This window comes from Actinosynnema sp. NPDC023658, from assembly GCF_040639995.1.
In the GTDB taxonomy this organism is placed as follows: domain Bacteria; phylum Actinomycetota; class Actinomycetes; order Mycobacteriales; family Pseudonocardiaceae; genus Actinosynnema.
On the sequence record NZ_JBFAAX010001409.1, the window covers coordinates 1 to 1,167 of the forward strand.

At 75.9% G+C, this 1,167-nt stretch carries 1 protein-coding gene and 1 pseudogene; both read left to right on the forward strand.

Features of this window, described 5'->3' with window-relative positions; genetic code table 11:
* Positions 1-306: pseudogene (locus AB0G02_RS41390) on the forward strand (L-aspartate oxidase); the annotation flags it as partial.
* Positions 306-1,160, forward strand: coding sequence for a carboxylating nicotinate-nucleotide diphosphorylase (nadC, locus tag AB0G02_RS41395; RefSeq protein WP_360806392.1), 855 nt, complete (start codon positions 306-308; stop codon positions 1,158-1,160). The pseudogene AB0G02_RS41390 and the gene nadC, both read left to right, overlap by 1 nt.
* Positions 1,161-1,167: the final 7 nt, after the last annotated feature.

Consider the following 1,167-nt stretch of genomic DNA (forward strand, 5'->3'; position numbering starts at 1 on the left):
AAGTACCGCTACGCGGCGATCGGCAGAGACGCCCAGGGGCAGGCCGTGGTCGGCTCGGTGCACTACCAGTCCACCGCGGATCGCGAGCTGGACAGCCGGGAACTGGTGGAGGGCGCGGCGCTCACCGTGGCGGCGCGGGCGCTGATCGCGGCGGCGGCGGAGCGCGAGGAGTCGCGCGGCTGCCACGTGCGCACGGACTTCACGGAGCGGGACGACCCGGGCTGGCAGCGCAGCCAGGTGGTCCGGCTCAACCCGTCCGGTCAGCCGGTGCTGGCCGATCCGGTGGTGGCGAGGGGAGTGGCGTGATGACCGAAGAGCCCGGCGCGGTGCGGGAGCTCGACCTGGCCGACGCCCGCCGCGTGATCGCGACGGCGTTGGAGGAGGACCTGCGGTACGGCGCGGACGCGACGACCGAGGCGACCGTGCCCGCCGACGCGGTGGCGGTGGCGGAGCTGACGCCCCGCGCGGCCGGCGTGCTCGCGGGCATCCCGGTGGCGCTGGAGGTGTTCCGGCAGGTCACCGACGTGGAGGTGCTGGAGCGGCGGGAGGACGGCGACAAGGCCGTGCCCGGCGAGCCCGCGCTGGTGCTGCGCGGGCCGGTGCGCGGACTGCTCACCGCCGAGCGCACCGCGTTGAACCTGCTGTGCCACCTGTCCGGCGTGGCCACGCTCACCGCGGCGTGGGTCGACGAGGTCGAGGGCACCAAGGCGCGCGTGCGCGACTCCCGCAAGACCCTGCCGGGCCTGCGGCTGCTGGAGAAGTACGCGGTGCGCTGCGGCGGCGGCGTCAACCACCGGCTCGGCCTCGGTGACGCGGTGCTGATCAAGGACAACCACGTGCGGGCCGCGGGGTCGGTGTCGGCGGCGCTGGCCGCCGTGCGCGCCCACGCCCCGCACCTGGCGTGCGAGGTCGAGGTCGACTCGCTGGACCAGCTGGACGAGGCCGTCGCGGAGGGCGCGGAGCTCGTGCTGCTGGACAACTTCACCGCCGCCGAGTGCGCGGAGGCGGTGCGCCGCGCCGGCGGCGTCCTGCTGGAGGCCTCGGGCGGGCTGACGCTCGACGTGGCCAGGGCCTACGCCGAGACCGGCGTCGACTACCTGGCCGTCGGCGGCCTCACGCACTCCGCACCGGCGCTCGACCTGGGGCTGGACCTGCGCTAGCCGGACC